This window comes from Enterobacter sp. Cy-643 (genome assembly GCF_011752815.1).
Classification (GTDB): Bacteria; Pseudomonadota; Gammaproteobacteria; order Enterobacterales; family Enterobacteriaceae; genus Cedecea.
In genome coordinates this window covers 1-15164 of record NZ_VWWV01000009.1, presented here as the reverse complement: position 1 = coordinate 15164, position 15164 = coordinate 1, and the positions used below count along the sequence as shown (strand labels likewise).

The following is a 15164-nucleotide window of genomic DNA, read 5'->3' as shown; positions in this document are numbered from 1 at the left end:
CGCGGATATTTCGACATCACAGAATCGAGGGTTGCCTCAGATTCTTAGTATGTTAGGGTATATACCGGTCAATATTTCCATCAGGAATCACCTATAAATAAATTAAATACAGGAAACTGTTTATTGCATGGCAATTAAATTAGAAGTGAAGAATTTATATAAAGTATTTGGCGAACATCCACAGCGCGCATTCAAATACATTGAGAAGGGCATTTCCAAGAGTGAACTACTGGAAAAAACGGGTCTGTCGCTTGGCGTAAAAGACGCCAGTCTGGCCATTGAAGAAGGCGAGATTTTTGTCATCATGGGGTTATCCGGCTCAGGAAAATCAACCATGGTTCGCCTTCTCAATCGCCTGATTGAACCCACCCGTGGACAGGTACTGATTGACGGCATTGATATTGCCAAAATATCAGACGCAGAACTCCGCGAGGTGCGCAAAAAAAAGATCGCAATGGTCTTCCAGTCCTTTGCTTTAATGCCGCATATGACGGTGTTGAATAATGCCGCTTTCGGTATGGAGCTTGCGGGAATTCCGGTCAAAGAACGGCATGAAAAAGCGCTGGATGCGCTGCGTCAGGTCGGGCTTGAAAATTATTCCCATGCTTATCCCGATGAATTGTCCGGCGGTATGCGTCAGCGCGTAGGTTTAGCCCGTGCGCTGGCCATTAATCCAGACATATTACTTATGGATGAAGCATTCTCCGCACTCGACCCCTTAATTCGTACCGAGATGCAGGATGAATTAATTAAGCTGCAGGCAAAACATCAGCGCACCATTGTGTTTATTTCCCACGATCTCGACGAAGCCATGCGTATTGGCGATCGCATTGCCATTATGCAGGGCGGCGAAGTGGTACAGGTCGGCACGCCGGATGAAATCCTTAACAATCCGGCTAACGATTACGTGCGCACCTTCTTCCGCGGCGTGGATATCAGTCAGGTCTTTAGCGCCAAAGATATTGCCCGCCGTAGCCCGGCTGGCCTGCTGCGGAAAACCAGCGGCTTTGGCCCTCGTTCGGCGTTGAAACTGCTGCAGGATGACGACCGCGAATATGGCTATGTCATTGAGCGCGGGCAGAAATTCCTTGGGATTGTCTCTACCGATTCGCTTAAAGCCGCGCTGGCGGCAGGCGAAGGCCTGGACCATGCGTTCCTGGCTTCCCCGGAGGCGGTTTCCGCCGAAACCTCGCTGAGCGATCTGCTCTCTCATGTCGGCCAGGCTCCGTGCGCGGTGCCGGTGGTCAGCGAAGAGGGGCAGTACGTGGGCATCATCTCAAAAGGGGTGTTGCTGCAGGCATTAGATCGTGAGGGGGCAAGTCAATGAGTGACGCAACGAATCCATGGGATACCGGCAGCGCGGCAACAGACGCCGCAACCAGTCAGACAACAGGTTCTGCAGACGCATGGGGCGCTCCGGCGTCGGATGCGGCCACCAGCGGCGGCGCTGACTGGCTGAATTCGGCCCCGGCAGCCGCGCCTGAACATTTCAATATTCTGGATCCGTTTCACAAAACGCTGATCCCTCTCGACAGCTGGGTGACGGAGGGGATCGACTGGGTGGTAACCCATTTCCGCCCCGTATTCCAGGGCATTCGCGTGCCGGTGGATTACATTCTGAGCGGCTTCCAGCAGCTGCTCTTAGGGATGCCCGCCCCGGTCGCGATTATCGTCTTCGCGCTGATTGCCTGGCAAATGTCCAGCCTCGGCATGGGGGTCGCCACGCTGATCTCGCTGGTCGCCATTGGCGCAATTGGCGCCTGGTCGCAGGCGATGGTTACCCTGGCGCTGGTGTTGACTGCCCTACTGTTTTGTATGGTGCTCGGCCTGCCCCTCGGGATTTGGCTGGCGCGCAGCGAGCGGGCGGCGAAAATCGTTCGCCCCTTGCTGGATGCCATGCAGACCACCCCGGCGTTCGTTTACCTGGTGCCTATCGTGATGTTGTTTGGCATTGGCAACGTGCCCGGTGTGGTGGTGACCATTATCTTTGCCCTGCCGCCTATCGTGCGCCTGACTATCCTGGGCATTAAGCAGGTGCCGGAAGATTTGGTCGAAGCAGCACGCTCATTCGGTGCCAGCCCGCGCCAGATGTTGTTCAAGGTGCAGCTCCCGCTGGCGATGCCGACCATCATGGCCGGCGTTAACCAGACGCTGATGCTGGCGCTGTCAATGGTGGTTATCGCGTCGATGATTGCCGTGGGCGGGCTTGGCCAGATGGTTCTGCGCGGCATTGGCCGCCTCGATATGGGTCTCGCTACGGTCGGTGGCGTGGGGATCGTGATCCTGGCCATTATTCTCGACCGCCTGACTCAGTCCATTGGGCGCGATTCCCGCTCCCGTGGCAACCGCCGCTGGTATACCACCGGCCCGCTGGGTCTTGTGACCCGTCCCTTCATGAAATAAGCCTGGCGGCGGCTTCGGCCGCCCCTCGCCCCATCACCATAAATAAGGAATAACGATGCGACACAACGCTATTTTAGCCACAGCTCTTGCGACACTCGTTACCACCAGCGCTTTTGCCGCAGACCTGCCGGGCAAAGGCATTACCGTTCAGCCGGTACAGAGCACCATCGCCGAAGAAACCTTCCAGACGCTGCTGGTCAGCCGCGCGCTGGAGAAAATGGGCTACACCGTGAACAAGCCAAGCGAGGTGGACTATAACGTAGGCTACACCTCCATCGCTTCCGGCGACGCCACCTTCACCGCCGTTAACTGGCAGCCGCTGCATGATGATATGTACGCCGCTGCGGGCGGGAGCAAGAAATTCTACCGGGAAGGCACCTTTGTGACCGGCGCGGCTCAGGGCTACCTTATTGATAAGAAAACCGCTGACCAGTACCACATCACCAATATCGAGCAGCTTAAAGATCCGAAAATCGCCAAACTGTTCGACAGCAACGGCGACGGCAAAGCTGACATGATGGGCTGTACGCCAGGCTGGGGCTGCGAGGCGGTGATTAATCACCAGAATGAAGCCTATAAGCTGGCGAATACCGTGACCGTGAACCACGGCAACTACTCGGCGATGATGGCCGACACTATCGCGCGCTTCAAAGAAGGTAAGCCGGTGCTGTATTACACCTGGACACCGTACTGGGTGAGCGATGTGCTGAAACCGGGTAAAGACGTAGTCTGGCTCCAGGTGCCGTTCTCTTCCCTGCCGGGCGAGCAGAAAGATATTGATACTAAACTGCCTAACGGGGCGAACTACGGCTTCCCGGTGAATACCATGCACATTGTGGCTAACAAGGCCTGGGCCGAGAAAAACCCGCAGGCGGCTAAACTGTTTGCCGTCATGAAATTGCCGCTGGCGGATATCAATGCCCAGAATGCGATGATGCATAACGGTAAGTCTTCTGAGGCCGACATTAACGGCCACGTCGACGGCTGGATTAAGGCGCACCAGGCGCAGTTTGACGGCTGGGTGAAAGAGGCACTGGCGGCGAAATAACGCCCCCTCACCCTAACCCTCTCCCCAAAGGGGAGAGGGGATAAACAGACAAACACCTTTTCCCTTCACCTTCTTTTCCCCCTCTCCCTTCCCGGTAAAGACCGTCTCTCTTCCCAAAAGGGAAAGGGGATAAACAGACAAACACCTTTTCTCTTCTCCTTCTTTTCCCCCTCTCTCTTACAGGGAGAGGGCCGGGGTGAGGGTCAATAACCGCACGATCCGACACCCACCTTCGCTTCTGCTGTCATCATTTTTCGCTATTATTCAGACCTCTCTTTGGCAAGTTGAAGATAATAATGAAAAACAATACTCACGGACTCAGCCCGGCGCTGATCGTCCTGATGTCTGTCGCAACCGGTCTCGCGGTGGCCAGCAACTACTACGCGCAGCCGCTGCTCGACACCATCGCAAACGCCTTTTCGCTTTCGGTGAACCAGGCCGGATTTATCGTTACCACCGCCCAGCTCGGCTATGCCGCTGGCCTGTTATTGCTGGTGCCGCTTGGGGATATGTTCGAGCGCCGGGGGCTGATCGTCTTTATGACGCTGCTGGCGGCAGGTGGGATGCTGATCACCGCCACCAGCCAGTCCCTGTGGATGATGATTCTGGGCACCGCGCTGACCGGGCTCTTCTCCGTGGTCGCGCAGATTCTTGTGCCGTTTGCCGCGACGCTCGCGGCACCGGAAAAGCGCGGGAAGGTTGTCGGGACTATCATGAGCGGGCTGTTGCTCGGGATCCTGCTGGCGCGAACCGTCGCGGGTTTATTGGCAAGCCTTGGCGGCTGGCGCACCGTTTATTGGGTTGCCAGCGTGCTGATGGCGCTGATGGCGCTGGCCCTGTGGCGCGGGCTGCCACAGGTGAAGCAGGACAGCCACCTCAACTATCCACAGCTGCTGACCTCAATCTTCAGCCTGTTTATTAAAAACAGCCTGCTGCGGACCCGCGCCCTGCTGGGCTGCCTGACCTTTGCCAACTTCAGCATTCTCTGGACCTCGATGGCGTTCCTGCTGGCTTCACCACCGTTCAACTATTCCGAAGGGGTTATCGGCCTGTTCGGCCTTGCAGGTGCCGCTGGCGCACTCGGCGCTCGCCCGGCTGGCGGGCTGGTTGATAAGGGCAAAGGGCACCACACCACCACCATCGGCCTGCTGCTGCTTCTGCTCTCCTGGGCCGCGATCGCTTTTGGTCAGTTCTCAGCCCTCGCCCTGATTGTGGGTATCCTGGTGCTGGATCTCACCGTCCAGGGCGTCCACATCACCAACCAGAGCCTGATATACCGCATGATGCCGGAAGCCCGTAACCGACTGACCGCCGGGTACATGACCAGCTACTTCATCGGCGGCGCGGCGGGCTCTTTGATTTCAGCGAGCGCTTACCAACATGCCGGCTGGAACGGGGTGTGTATTGCCGGCGCCAGCGTCGCCCTACTAAATTTGGTAGTGTGGTGGCGCGGATACCAGCGGCAGGCCGATTAGCGCGGTATCGTCGCTCCCCGTAAGGGAAATTGAAGATGTAATGGCGGGGACAGTCTGTTAAGGTTGTCCCCGTTTACTAATTCGAGTGACATTAACGCAGGTTATTTATTAACAGCCTATATGGATAAACCCGCAACTGTTTCAGCCGACAATCGCCACGGGGCGGAATTGTTCGTCAGTCTGAAAGCAGCGTTTCCATCGCCATTTCTCCTTTCCTCAAGGCATCAAGCCTCCGGCTTCGCTGCCGTTAAACGCCGTTATACCACTCGAAACCCATTTTCTCTCCCCACGCTGCTTAGCACTCTGGGCTACGGCTTAGCGTGGTTTACGCCGATGGTGGCATCAACCAAACGTATATAAACGTATACAAACGAATATAAACGTATAAATAATACATTTACTTTATTTGTCACCATCGTTACTATATCGGCTGCAACTAATGAGGTTATGCCAAAATGGATAGTTCGTTCACGCCCATAGAACAAATGCTGAAGTTCCGCGCCAAACGTTATCAGGAGTTCCCGTACCAGGAGGTTCTGTTGACGCGTCTTTGTATGCACATGCAGGGTAAACTGCTGGAAAACCGCAATAAGATGCTGAAGGCGCAGGGGATCAACGAGACCTTATTCATGGCACTCATTACCCTTGAGTCCCAGGAAAATCACAGCATTCAGCCTTCTGAGCTGAGCTGCGCGCTGGGTTCATCCCGCACCAACGCCACGCGTATTGCCGATGAGCTGGAAAAACGCGGCTGGATTGAGCGCCGTGAAAGCGACAATGACCGCCGCTGCCTGCATCTGCATTTGACCGAAAAAGGTCATGAATTCCTGAGACAGGTCCTGCCACCGCAGCATAACTGCCTGCATCAACTGTGGTCCGCTCTGGATGCTGACGAAAAAACACAGCTGGAAACAATCACCCGTAAACTGCTCAACCGCCTCGACCAGATGGAAGAGGACAAAGTGATCCTTGAAGCTCTGAGCTAAGCTTTTACCGTCTGTACGTCTGACAACAATCCGATTTCAAAACAACTCTCAGGCCAGCAATCTCCTTGCTGGCCTGTCAGGTCTAACAGGTCGGCTCAGCTGACCGGAAATAATAATAACCAGGTGGAGATTAGCATGAGCGCAAATGCGGAGACTCAAGCCCCGCAGCAACCGGCTAACAAGAAGGGGAAACGTAAAAGCGCCCTGATCTTGTTGACCTTGCTCTTTGTCATTATTGCTGTGGCATATGGAATCTATTGGTTTTTGGTGCTGCGTCACTTTGAAGAGACCGATGATGCTTATGTGGCAGGCAACCAGGTGCAGATCATGGCCCAGGTCTCCGGTAGCGTGACGAAAGTCTGGGCAGACAATACCGATTTTGTGAAACAGGGTGATGTGCTGGTCAGCCTCGACCGCGCCGACGCCGAACAGGCGTTCGAGAAGGCCAAAACCCAGCTGGCCTCCAGCGTGCGGCAGACTCGTCAGCTGATGATCAACAGCAAACAGTATCAGGCCAATATCGAACTGCAGAAAACGGCTCTGGCCCAGGCGCAAAGCGACCTGAACCGCCGTATTCCGCTGGGCAGCGCCAACCTGATTGGCCGCGAAGAACTGCAGCACGCCCGTGATGCCGTCACCAGCGCTCAGGCTCAGTTGGATGTCGCGGTGCAGCAATACAACGCTAACCAGGCCATGATTCTCGGCACCAAACTGGAAGAGCAGCCTGCGGTTCAACAGGCGGCGACCGAAGTACGTAACAGCTGGATGGCGCTGCAGAGAACCACCATCGTCAGCCCAATGACCGGCTATGTTTCCCGCCGTGCCGTGCAGGTTGGCGCTCAAATTAGCCCGTCCACGGCGCTGATGGCCATTGTGCCGGCCAGCGGTATGTGGGTTGATGCTAACTTTAAAGAAACCCAGCTGGCGCATATGCGCATTGGCCAGTCGGCCACCATCGTCAGCGATATCTACGGCGATGACGTGAAATACACCGGGAAAGTTGTCGGCCTGGATATGGGCACCGGCAGCGCCTTCTCGCTGCTGCCGGCGCAGAACGCCACCGGGAACTGGATCAAAGTGGTTCAGCGCCTGCCGGTTCGTATCGAACTGGACGCTAAACAGGTTGAACAGCATCCGCTGCGTATCGGTCTCTCCACGCTGGTGAACGTGGATACCAGCAACCGCGACGGGAGCGTGCTGTCATCTCAGACCCGCACCACACCGGTTTACGAAAGTAACGCGCGTGAGCTGAATCTGACGCCGGCTAACCAGCTGATTGACCAGATTATTCAGGCCAATGCGGGTTAATAAAGCGGAGGGTGTATGGCACAACAAAAACCGCTAGAAGGCGCCCAGCTGGTCATTATGACCATCGCCCTGTCGCTGGCGACCTTTATGCAGGTGCTGGACTCCACCATCGCTAACGTGGCTATCCCGACGATTGCCGGTAACCTGGGCTCATCCCTGAGCCAGGGGACGTGGGTTATCACCTCGTTCGGGGTGGCAAACGCCATCTCAATCCCAATCACCGGCTGGCTGGCAAAACGCTTCGGGGAAGTGAGACTGTTCCTGTGGTCTACCGTGCTGTTTGCTATCGCCTCCTGGGCGTGCGGCATGTCGAACAGCCTGACGATGCTGATCTTCTTCCGCGTTATCCAGGGGATCGTTGCCGGGCCGCTGATTCCGCTGTCCCAGAGCCTGTTGTTGAGTAACTATCCACCCGCCAAACGCAGCATTGCGCTGGCGCTGTGGTCGATGACGGTGATTGTGGCGCCGATTTGCGGCCCTATTCTGGGCGGCTATATCAGCGACAACTATCACTGGGGCTGGATCTTCTTCATCAACGTGCCGATTGGTATCGTCGTGGTACTGATGGGCCTGCAGGCCCTGCGAGGCCGCGAAACTCGTACCGAGCAGCGCCGCATCGACGGCGTAGGGCTGGCCTTGCTGGTGCTGGGGATCGGTAGTCTGCAGATTATGCTCGACCGGGGTAAAGAGCTGGACTGGTTTAACTCGACGGAAATCATCGTGTTGACGGTAATTGCGGTGGTCACCATCAGCTTCCTGATTGTCTGGGAGCTCACCGACGATAATCCGATAGTCGACCTGTCGCTGTTTAAATCGCGAAACTTTACCATCGGCTGCCTGTGTATCAGCCTCGCCTATATGCTCTACTTCGGCGCGATTGTCCTGCTGCCTCAGCTGTTACAGGAAGTGTATGGCTATACCGCAACCTGGGCCGGGCTTGCGTCTGCGCCGGTGGGCGTCATCCCGGTGCTGCTGTCGCCGATTATCGGCCGCTTCGCGCACAAGCTCGATATGCGCCGCCTGGTCACCTTCAGCTTCATTATGTATGCGGTGTGCTTCTACTGGCGCGCCTATACCTTTGAACCGGGGATGGATTTCGCCGCATCGGCGTGGCCGCAGTTTATTCAGGGCTTTGCGGTGGCGTGCTTCTTCATGCCGCTGACCACAATTACCCTATCCGGCCTGCCGCCGGAGCGCCTTGCCGCGGCGTCGAGTCTGTCGAACTTTACCCGTACGCTGGCGGGGTCGATTGGGACGTCGATAACCACCACGCTGTGGACGAACCGCGAGTCGCTGCACCATGCGCAACTCACCGAGTCTGTGACGCCGTATAACCCGAACTCGGTTGAAACCTACAACCAGCTTCAGGGCTTGGGCATGTCGCACCAACAGGCTTCCGGCTACATCGCCCAGCAGATCACCAACCAGGGGCTGATCATCTCCGCCAACGAGATTTTCTGGTTCTCGGCAGGGGTGTTTATTCTGCTGCTTGGGCTGGTGTGGTTTGCTAAACCGCCTTTCGGGGCGGGCGGTGGCGGCGGTGGCGCACACTGACATTCCTCCCTAAAGGAGCCTTCGGGCTCCGAAGACAGCGGACAAACCTCTGGCGAGAGAAGAAATACCAGACGGCTCGTTAAAAAAAACAGGAAAATCAATTTATTGATTTTCGGCTGATAACCACAAAGAGGGAAAAACCACGCTTTTTCCCTCTTTGTCAGCAGCCTTAGGAGCCTTCGGGCTCCTTTTTCTTTGCCTGAATCTGGCGGTTTCGCCACACAGGTTGTCAGCTTTGCGCCAGCCCCTGCAGAAATTATTCGCCAGGATAAACAGACCACCTGACCTGGAGAAACCTGATGCTGACCCACCCATCGCAAAAATACCTCGCCCATGCGCCGATTCCGTTGCCCGATCGCCAGTGGCCGGATAAAACCCTGACGAGCGCTCCACGCTGGCTTTCCACTGACCTGCGCGACGGCAATCAGGCGCTGGCTGAACCGATGGACGCTGCCCGCAAGCTGCGCTTCTGGGATTTACTGCTTAAGTGCGGTTTCAAAGAGATCGAGGTCGCCTTCCCTTCCGCCTCAGAAACGGATTTTCAGTTTGTGCGCCAGCTGATTGAAGAAAATCGGATTCCTGAAGATGTCACCATTCAGGTCCTCACCCAGGCACGCAGCGACCTGATTGAGCGTACCTTTGCATCCCTGGCTGGGGTACATGGCGCTACGGTACACCTGTACAACGCCACGGCGCCGCTGTTCCGCAGGCTGGTCTTCCGCCAGAGCAAAGAAGAGATCGTTCAGCTGGCGGTCAACGCCACCCGCCAGGTGCGGGCGCTGTGCGAGGCTAACCCACAGACGCAATGGCGCTATGAATACTCCCCGGAAACTTTTTGCTTCACCGAACCGGAATTTGCCCTGCAAATTTGCGAGGCGGTGGCGGATGTCTGGGAGCCGTCTCCCGAGCGGCCAATGATTATCAATTTGCCCGCCACCGTTGAGGTAAACACGCCCAACGTTTATGCCGATCAGATTGAGTATTTCTGCCGCCACTTCTCCCGCCGCGATGCGGTGTGCATCAGCGTACATCCCCATAACGATCGCGGTAGCGGCGTGGCCAGCGCCGAACTCGCCATCCTCGCTGGAGCCGATCGGGTGGAAGGCTGCCTGTTTGGCAACGGCGAGCGCACCGGGAACGTCTGCCTGGTCACGCTGGCGATGAATCTTTATAGCCAGGGGATTTCGCCGCAGCTGGACTTCAGCGATATGAAGCAGGTGGTGGAACTGGTCGAGCAATGCAATCAATTACCGGTGCATCCTCGCCATCCTTACGCCGGGAAGCTCGCTTTTACCGCTTTTTCCGGATCGCATCAGGATGCCATTAAGAAAGGTTTTACCGCGCGGGGCGAGTCCAGCTCAGCGCGGTGGGAAATGCCCTATCTGCCCGTTGATCCGAACGATATTGGCTGCAGCTACGAAGCCGTGATCCGCGTCAACAGCCAGTCCGGGAAAAGCGGTGCCGCCTGGATGCTGGAGCAAAACCACGGCCTGGTGCTGCCGCGCGGTTTACAGCAGGACTTTAGTCGCCACGTCCAAGCGCAAACCGACAGAGAGGGCAACGAGATGACGCTGAGCGCGCTGTGGCAACTGTTCCGCTCACTTTATGGCCCGCATCAAACCGCCCCACGCCAGCTGCTGGATTACCGGACGGAGAGCCAGGCCGATGGCTCGCTCCAGCTGTGGGCTAACGTTCAGACGCACGACGGCGTGATTGCCCTGCAGGGCAAAGGCAACGGTTTACTTTCCGCCGCGGCAGATGCCCTGAAATCTCGTTTTAGCCTGGCGTTTTCTATTGAAGATTATCATGAACATACGCTCGGCAGGCACAGCGAAAGCCGCTCGGCGGCTTATATCCGCTGCACCTTCAGGGAGGGCGTGAGCCACTGGGGAACCGGCATTGATAACGACGTTTCGCGTGCGTCGCTCCAGGCGCTGCTAAACGCGCTGCCAATGGGTTAGTCAGAAAAGAAGTATTCGCTCGGTGAAACGCCGAGCGTTCGGCGAAACATGGCGCTGAAAGCGCTGTGGCTTTCATACCCCAGGTCCAGCGCAACGCGCAGTACGGACTGCCCCTGGGCAAGACGATCGAGCGCCTCCATCAGTCTTGCCCTGCGCAGCCATTCGCTAAATGCCAGGCCGGTTTGCTGGCGAAAATGGCGCAGCAAGGTTCTCTCACTGACGTTAAGCCGTTCGGCGGCCAACGCGTTTGTCCAGGGCTGACCGGGCTCGGCCTGAATCTGACGACATAGCGCCAGTAGCCCCGCAGACTGCGGCTCAGGAAGATTAAACGGCAGCGCGGCGATGCCCCGAATCTCATCGAGGATAAGCTCGTAAATTCGCTCTGCCCGACTTCCCGCCGGATAAGCTTCCGGTAACTGGAGCGAGCAAATAATCAGCTCGCGCAGCAAAGTCGATATCTGCACGACCTGGCAAACCGACGGTAAGTCAGCCCGGGCGAACGGATCAATAAACAATGTGCGCGCCGCTACGTGGCCGGTGATTTGCAGGCGGTGCTGAGTGCCCGCGGGCAGCCAGACGCCGCGCCCCGGCGGAACAACCCATATTCCCCGCCCGGTTTCGACCCGCACGACACCGCTCAACGTGTGCAGCAGCTGCGCGCAGTCGTGACTGTGCCAGGGCTCCGAGGCGCCATGGCTGTAATCATGGGCAAAAGGAACCAGTGGCCGCGTGGCAAAACTGAACTTCAGGCTGGTGGACATAGTTTATTTCGTGAGCAAAAAGATGAAGATAGCATACCGCAGACGTAAAAAAAGGAGCCGGGTGGCTCCTTATAACGATTTACGCAAAACTAGATGTGCAGCTCTTTCAGCTTCTCTTTCGGCAGAGCCAGCTCATCATTGCTGTTGACGCTGACGCCGTGTTCAATGATGTGACGCGCGATATCCTGCGCTTCCTGCAGAGAGTGCATCTGATAAGTCCCGCACTGGTAAACGTTCAGCTCAGGGATCTGGTTTTGCTCTTTCACTTTCAGCACGTCCTGCATTGCCGCTTTCCAGGCATCCGCCACGCGCTGCTCTGTCGGGACACCAATCAGGCTCATATAAAACCCGGTGCGGCAGCCCATTGGGGAGATATCGATGATCTCCACGCCATCTCCGTTCAGGTGGTCACGCATAAACCCGGCGAACAAGTGCTCCAGAGTATGGATCCCTTTTTCCGGCATCACTTCCTTGTTTGGGACACAAAAGCGCAGGTCAAACACCGTAATGGTGTCACCGTGTGGCGTGTGCATAGTTTTGGCTACACGGACTGCAGGCGCACCCATACGAGTATGGTCGACTGTGAAGCTATCCAACAACGGCATCTGGTCACCTCCGATAAAATGATTTTTTTTAAAAATAATTGAAACTATTTTTACGCACGCGAGTCTGAGTATATGAAAGACGCGCATTTGTTATCATCATCCCTGTTATTCAGAGATGAATATTTGGCCACAAGTATGTGGCCTTTTTCTTTTCTGTCAGGCCTTCTTCGCCAGAAAGCTATCGAACGACTCCGTATCCGCCGCCTCAATATCCCGCTGACGCTGCCATGAAGCATCATGCTCTTTCTGCAGGGCATCCGCAGTTAAAATTTCCAACGGTTCCTGAATCAGCATCTGACGATATTGTTCGGCCAGCGCAAGGCCGGTGCCGCCAATCCCGTTATCAATCATAGAACGTAAAATACGGGCTGAATACGTTAATTCCGGATCGTCAAAGCTGGCGACCAGCTGGTCACAAACTTGCTGGTATTCCTGGCTGTCGGTCATGCCGTCCAGCGTTTCCGCCACGCGACGTAAATCGGTAAACAGATCTTTGCCTACTTTTGACAGCGGGTGCTGAGCCGTTTCACAGCCCATACCCAGGGTAAGCCCAGGCTTACGTCCTTCCAGAATCACGCGGTTCCAGTTGGTACGGGTGCACAGCAGTTCGTCGCTGCTCATCTCCGGCGCATCCGCCAGCACGCACCAAATCATAAACAGGTCGAGGAAGCGAACCTGCTGCTCATCCACGCCGATAGGTGAGAACGGGTTGATATCCAGCGAACGCACTTCGATATACTCGATGCCGCCGCGCAGCAGCGCATCTGACGGTGATTCTTCGTCACGCGTCACGCGTTTTGGACGAATCGGCGCATAAAGTTCGTTTTCAATTTGCAGCACGTTAGTGTTGAGCTGCAGGTGCTTGCCGTCCTTCATCAAACCAATCTTAGCGTACTCTTCTGACGGGGTTTTAATCGCCCGCTTCAGCGCATCGACATAGGTGTTCAGATCGTTGAAGGTAATGCCCAGATTGCTCTGCGACTTGTTGGTGTAACCCAGGTCACTCAAGCGTAATGAAGTGGCATACGGCAGGTAATACATGCCGCATTCGGTTTTCTCAAACGGCAATGCGCTCTCTTTGCCCTGCAAGAACGAAGAGCAGATAGCCGGAGAAGCACCGAAGAGATAAGGGATAACCCAACCAAAGCGATAATAATTGCGGATCAGACGGAAGTAACCGGCAGAAATCGCCTCTTTGCCACTTTCAGCATCTTTAACGCCGCACTTTGCCTGCCAGAAGGCCATCGGCAGGGAGAAATTATAATGCACGCCGGAAATGGTTTGCATCAGCGCGCCATAGCGGTTTTTCAACCCTTCGCGGTACAACGTTTTAAAACGCCCCGCATTAGAAGAACCGTACTGCGCCAGCTCGATGTTCTGACCGTCATCGATGTAGCACGGCATACTTAGCGGCCACATACGCTCCTCGCCCAGTTCACGCGCCGTGTGACGATGAATGTCACGCAGGAAGGTCAGCATATGGTCAATGTCACCATCAACCGGGGTAATAAATTCCAGGAGGGCTTCGGCGAAGTCCGTGGTAATCCATTTATGCGTAAACGCTGAGCCAAGGCTTTCAGGATGCCCGGTGGTGGCTAAATCGCCTTCTGGCGTCACGCGTAGCGTTTCACGCTCAAGACCACGGCAAATGCCTTTTACTGCTTCAGGGTGTTTTTCCAGCCAGGCCAAAGCCTGTGATACGTCCGGGATCAAATTGACCTCCCGCCTGTCGAATTTATTTTAATAAGCATAATTGTTTTCGCCGGTGATGAAGACTCATCCCACGCAATTAGTGCCACCACGCCATGCCTTGTACCGTTGCAGCCGCGACAACGATGTAGCGTAGCGCTTTGCCAAGGCATAAAAAGAATATCACCGGCCCCCAGCTCAGGCGTAACCACCCGGCCAGCAGGCACAACAGATCGCCTATCAGCGGCATCCAGCTCAGTAACAATGTCGCTGGGCCAAAACGAGTCAACCAGTCGGTCGCTTTCCCCTGCCAGCACGATTGTATTCGCTGCGGGAAAAAGCGCCCCAGAATAACGTTAGTCATACCGCCAAGGCTATTACCGATTGTTGCTATTATCACAAGAACCGATACGGGACCGCTACCGGCAACCAGAAGCGCCACAAGTACCGCTTCCGAGCTTCCCGGCAGCAGCGTCGCGCTCAGGAAACTGCTGGTGAACAGTGAAAGGAGCGATAGCGTGTCGCTCACAGTAAGCGCACGTCCACAACATCCATTCCCGCGCTACGCGCCGCCTGAAGACCAAAATCAGCATCTTCAAACACGACGCATTTCTCCGGTGCCACGCCCATCAGTTCAGCGCAGCGTAAGAAGGTATCAGGTGCTGGCTTGTGATGTTTAACATGATCTGCTGCCACGACCGCCGCAAAATACTGACGCAGGCCAAGATGCTTGAGCAGCGCTTCTGCAATATCGCTTTCGCTACCTGTGCCGACCGACATCGGGCGGCGGCCATGCCAGGCTTTCACCACGTCAATCAGCGGCAGCGGACGCACCGTATCAAGCAGCATTGCGCGCACGGCAACGGTTTTTTCAGCCGCCAGACTGTGGGGATCGAGATCGGCATTGTGGCTTTCAATAATTGCAGCGGCAATTTTCCAGCTTGGCGCGCCGTTTAGGGCAACCATCGCCTGCTCGTCGAAGCTCATGCCATAGCGGCCAAGGGTTTCATGCCAGGCTTTACGGTGAGTCGGCTCCGTATCGAGAATCGTGCCGTCCATATCAAAGATTAACCCGTCATAGCGATCGTACATCTCACCCTCACTTCACTGAATGTCGAGGCGGTTACTTTAGCGTAAATGGCTGAAATTGTCGCTGTCTGCGGGTAGAGGCGGTATTGCAAATAAGGAGCATTAAAAACTGAAAAGTTTGTTCGGATGGGAAATTTCAGAAGACGAACAGAGAAGAGATGGTGCATCCGGGAGGATTCGAACCTCCGACCGCTCGGTTCGTAGCCGAGTACTCTATCCAGCTGAGCTACGGATGCATCGGGATTACTGCTTTTACTGCTGACTCAATGTCGCTCATCATGCCGC

The 15164-nt window shown here is 55.8% G+C and carries 13 protein-coding genes and 1 tRNA gene; 8 read left to right on the top strand and 6 right to left on the bottom strand.

Translation table 11 applies throughout. The annotated features are described in order from the left end of the window. The first annotated feature begins 127 nt into the window (after positions 1-127). The 8 genes from proV to leuA all read left to right on the top strand — a co-directional run bounded on the left by proV (position 128) and on the right by leuA (position 10735). Positions 128-1327, top strand: coding sequence for a glycine betaine/L-proline ABC transporter ATP-binding protein ProV (proV, locus tag F3J29_RS21090; protein ID WP_166869020.1), 1200 nt, complete (start codon positions 128-130; stop codon positions 1325-1327). Next, positions 1324-2403 (top strand): glycine betaine/L-proline ABC transporter permease ProW, encoded by a 1080-nt coding sequence (gene proW / locus F3J29_RS21085; protein WP_166869019.1) that lies wholly within the window; start codon positions 1324-1326, stop codon positions 2401-2403. Before proV ends, proW begins: the two co-directional genes overlap by 4 nt. 55 nt (positions 2404-2458) lie before the next feature. Continuing rightward, a complete protein-coding gene (proX, locus tag F3J29_RS21080; RefSeq protein WP_008458237.1) occupies positions 2459-3451 on the top strand; it encodes a glycine betaine/L-proline ABC transporter substrate-binding protein ProX in 993 nt (330 codons plus the stop codon). Between the two features lie 296 nt (positions 3452-3747). Next, complete coding sequence (locus F3J29_RS21075; RefSeq protein WP_008458239.1) at positions 3748-4926, top strand: MFS transporter; 1179 nt, start codon at positions 3748-3750, stop codon at positions 4924-4926. Positions 4927-5381: 455 nt separating this feature from the next. Then, complete coding sequence (gene mprA / locus F3J29_RS21070; RefSeq protein WP_008458241.1) at positions 5382-5912, top strand: transcriptional repressor MprA; 531 nt, start codon at positions 5382-5384, stop codon at positions 5910-5912. A 135-nt stretch (positions 5913-6047) separates the two neighbouring features. Next, entirely contained in the window at positions 6048-7220 is a 1173-nt protein-coding gene (gene emrA / locus F3J29_RS21065) for a multidrug efflux MFS transporter periplasmic adaptor subunit EmrA (protein ID WP_008458242.1), read from the top strand. Between the two features lie 15 nt (positions 7221-7235). Continuing rightward, a complete protein-coding gene (gene emrB / locus F3J29_RS21060; protein ID WP_008458243.1) occupies positions 7236-8774 on the top strand; it encodes a multidrug efflux MFS transporter permease subunit EmrB in 1539 nt (512 codons plus the stop codon). A gap of 299 nt (positions 8775-9073) precedes the next feature. Continuing rightward, positions 9074-10735 carry a 2-isopropylmalate synthase gene (leuA, locus tag F3J29_RS21055; protein ID WP_166869018.1) on the top strand — a complete coding sequence of 554 codons (1662 nt, stop codon included), beginning with the start codon at positions 9074-9076 and terminating at the stop codon, positions 10733-10735. On the opposite strand, the gene F3J29_RS21050 is transcribed toward leuA, so the two are convergent. The 6 genes from F3J29_RS21050 to F3J29_RS21025 all read right to left on the bottom strand — a co-directional run bounded on the left by F3J29_RS21050 (position 10732) and on the right by F3J29_RS21025 (position 15115). Next, on the bottom strand, positions 10732-11496 hold the full coding sequence (locus tag F3J29_RS21050) for an AraC family transcriptional regulator (protein ID WP_166869016.1): 765 nt from the start codon (positions 11494-11496) through the stop codon (positions 10732-10734). The two genes, leuA and F3J29_RS21050, sit on opposite strands and share 4 nt — an antisense overlap. Positions 11497-11585: 89 nt before the next feature. Then, positions 11586-12101 (bottom strand): S-ribosylhomocysteine lyase, encoded by a 516-nt coding sequence (luxS, locus tag F3J29_RS21045; RefSeq protein ID WP_166869014.1) that lies wholly within the window; start codon positions 12099-12101, stop codon positions 11586-11588. A gap of 156 nt (positions 12102-12257) precedes the next feature. After that, positions 12258-13814, bottom strand: a complete 1557-nt coding sequence (gene gshA, locus F3J29_RS21040; protein ID WP_166869012.1) for a glutamate--cysteine ligase — start codon at positions 13812-13814, stop codon at positions 12258-12260. 76 nt (positions 13815-13890) lie between these two features. Continuing rightward, the gene (locus F3J29_RS21035) at positions 13891-14319 is read right to left on the bottom strand and encodes a YqaA family protein (RefSeq protein WP_166869010.1); all 429 of its coding nucleotides are present in this window, start codon (positions 14317-14319) and stop codon (positions 13891-13893) included. After that, on the bottom strand, positions 14316-14882 hold the full coding sequence (gene yqaB, locus F3J29_RS21030) for a fructose-1-phosphate/6-phosphogluconate phosphatase (RefSeq protein ID WP_166869008.1): 567 nt from the start codon (positions 14880-14882) through the stop codon (positions 14316-14318). The genes F3J29_RS21035 and yqaB overlap by 4 nt, the downstream gene beginning before the upstream one ends. 156 nt (positions 14883-15038) lie before the next feature. Then, positions 15039-15115: transfer RNA gene (locus F3J29_RS21025), tRNA-Arg, on the bottom strand. Positions 15116-15164 lie beyond the last annotated feature (49 nt).

What these genes read in the sequence shown, in the direction of transcription:
- proV (WP_166869020.1), top strand. Translation starts at nt 128, where the DNA reads ATGGCAATTAAATTAGAAGTGAAGAATTTATATAAAGTATTTGGCGAA.
- yqaB (WP_166869008.1), bottom strand. Translation starts at nt 14,882, where the DNA reads ATGTACGATCGCTATGACGGGTTAATCTTTGATATGGACGGCACGATT.
- proW (WP_166869019.1), top strand. Translation starts at nt 1,324, where the DNA reads ATGAGTGACGCAACGAATCCATGGGATACCGGCAGCGCGGCAACAGAC.
- proX (WP_008458237.1), top strand. Translation starts at nt 2,459, where the DNA reads ATGCGACACAACGCTATTTTAGCCACAGCTCTTGCGACACTCGTTACC.
- emrA (WP_008458242.1), top strand. Translation starts at nt 6,048, where the DNA reads ATGAGCGCAAATGCGGAGACTCAAGCCCCGCAGCAACCGGCTAACAAG.
- F3J29_RS21075 (WP_008458239.1), top strand. Translation starts at nt 3,748, where the DNA reads ATGAAAAACAATACTCACGGACTCAGCCCGGCGCTGATCGTCCTGATG.
- F3J29_RS21050 (WP_166869016.1), bottom strand. Translation starts at nt 11,496, where the DNA reads ATGTCCACCAGCCTGAAGTTCAGTTTTGCCACGCGGCCACTGGTTCCT.
- luxS (WP_166869014.1), bottom strand. Translation starts at nt 12,101, where the DNA reads ATGCCGTTGTTGGATAGCTTCACAGTCGACCATACTCGTATGGGTGCG.
- emrB (WP_008458243.1), top strand. Translation starts at nt 7,236, where the DNA reads ATGGCACAACAAAAACCGCTAGAAGGCGCCCAGCTGGTCATTATGACC.
- mprA (WP_008458241.1), top strand. Translation starts at nt 5,382, where the DNA reads ATGGATAGTTCGTTCACGCCCATAGAACAAATGCTGAAGTTCCGCGCC.
- leuA (WP_166869018.1), top strand. Translation starts at nt 9,074, where the DNA reads ATGCTGACCCACCCATCGCAAAAATACCTCGCCCATGCGCCGATTCCG.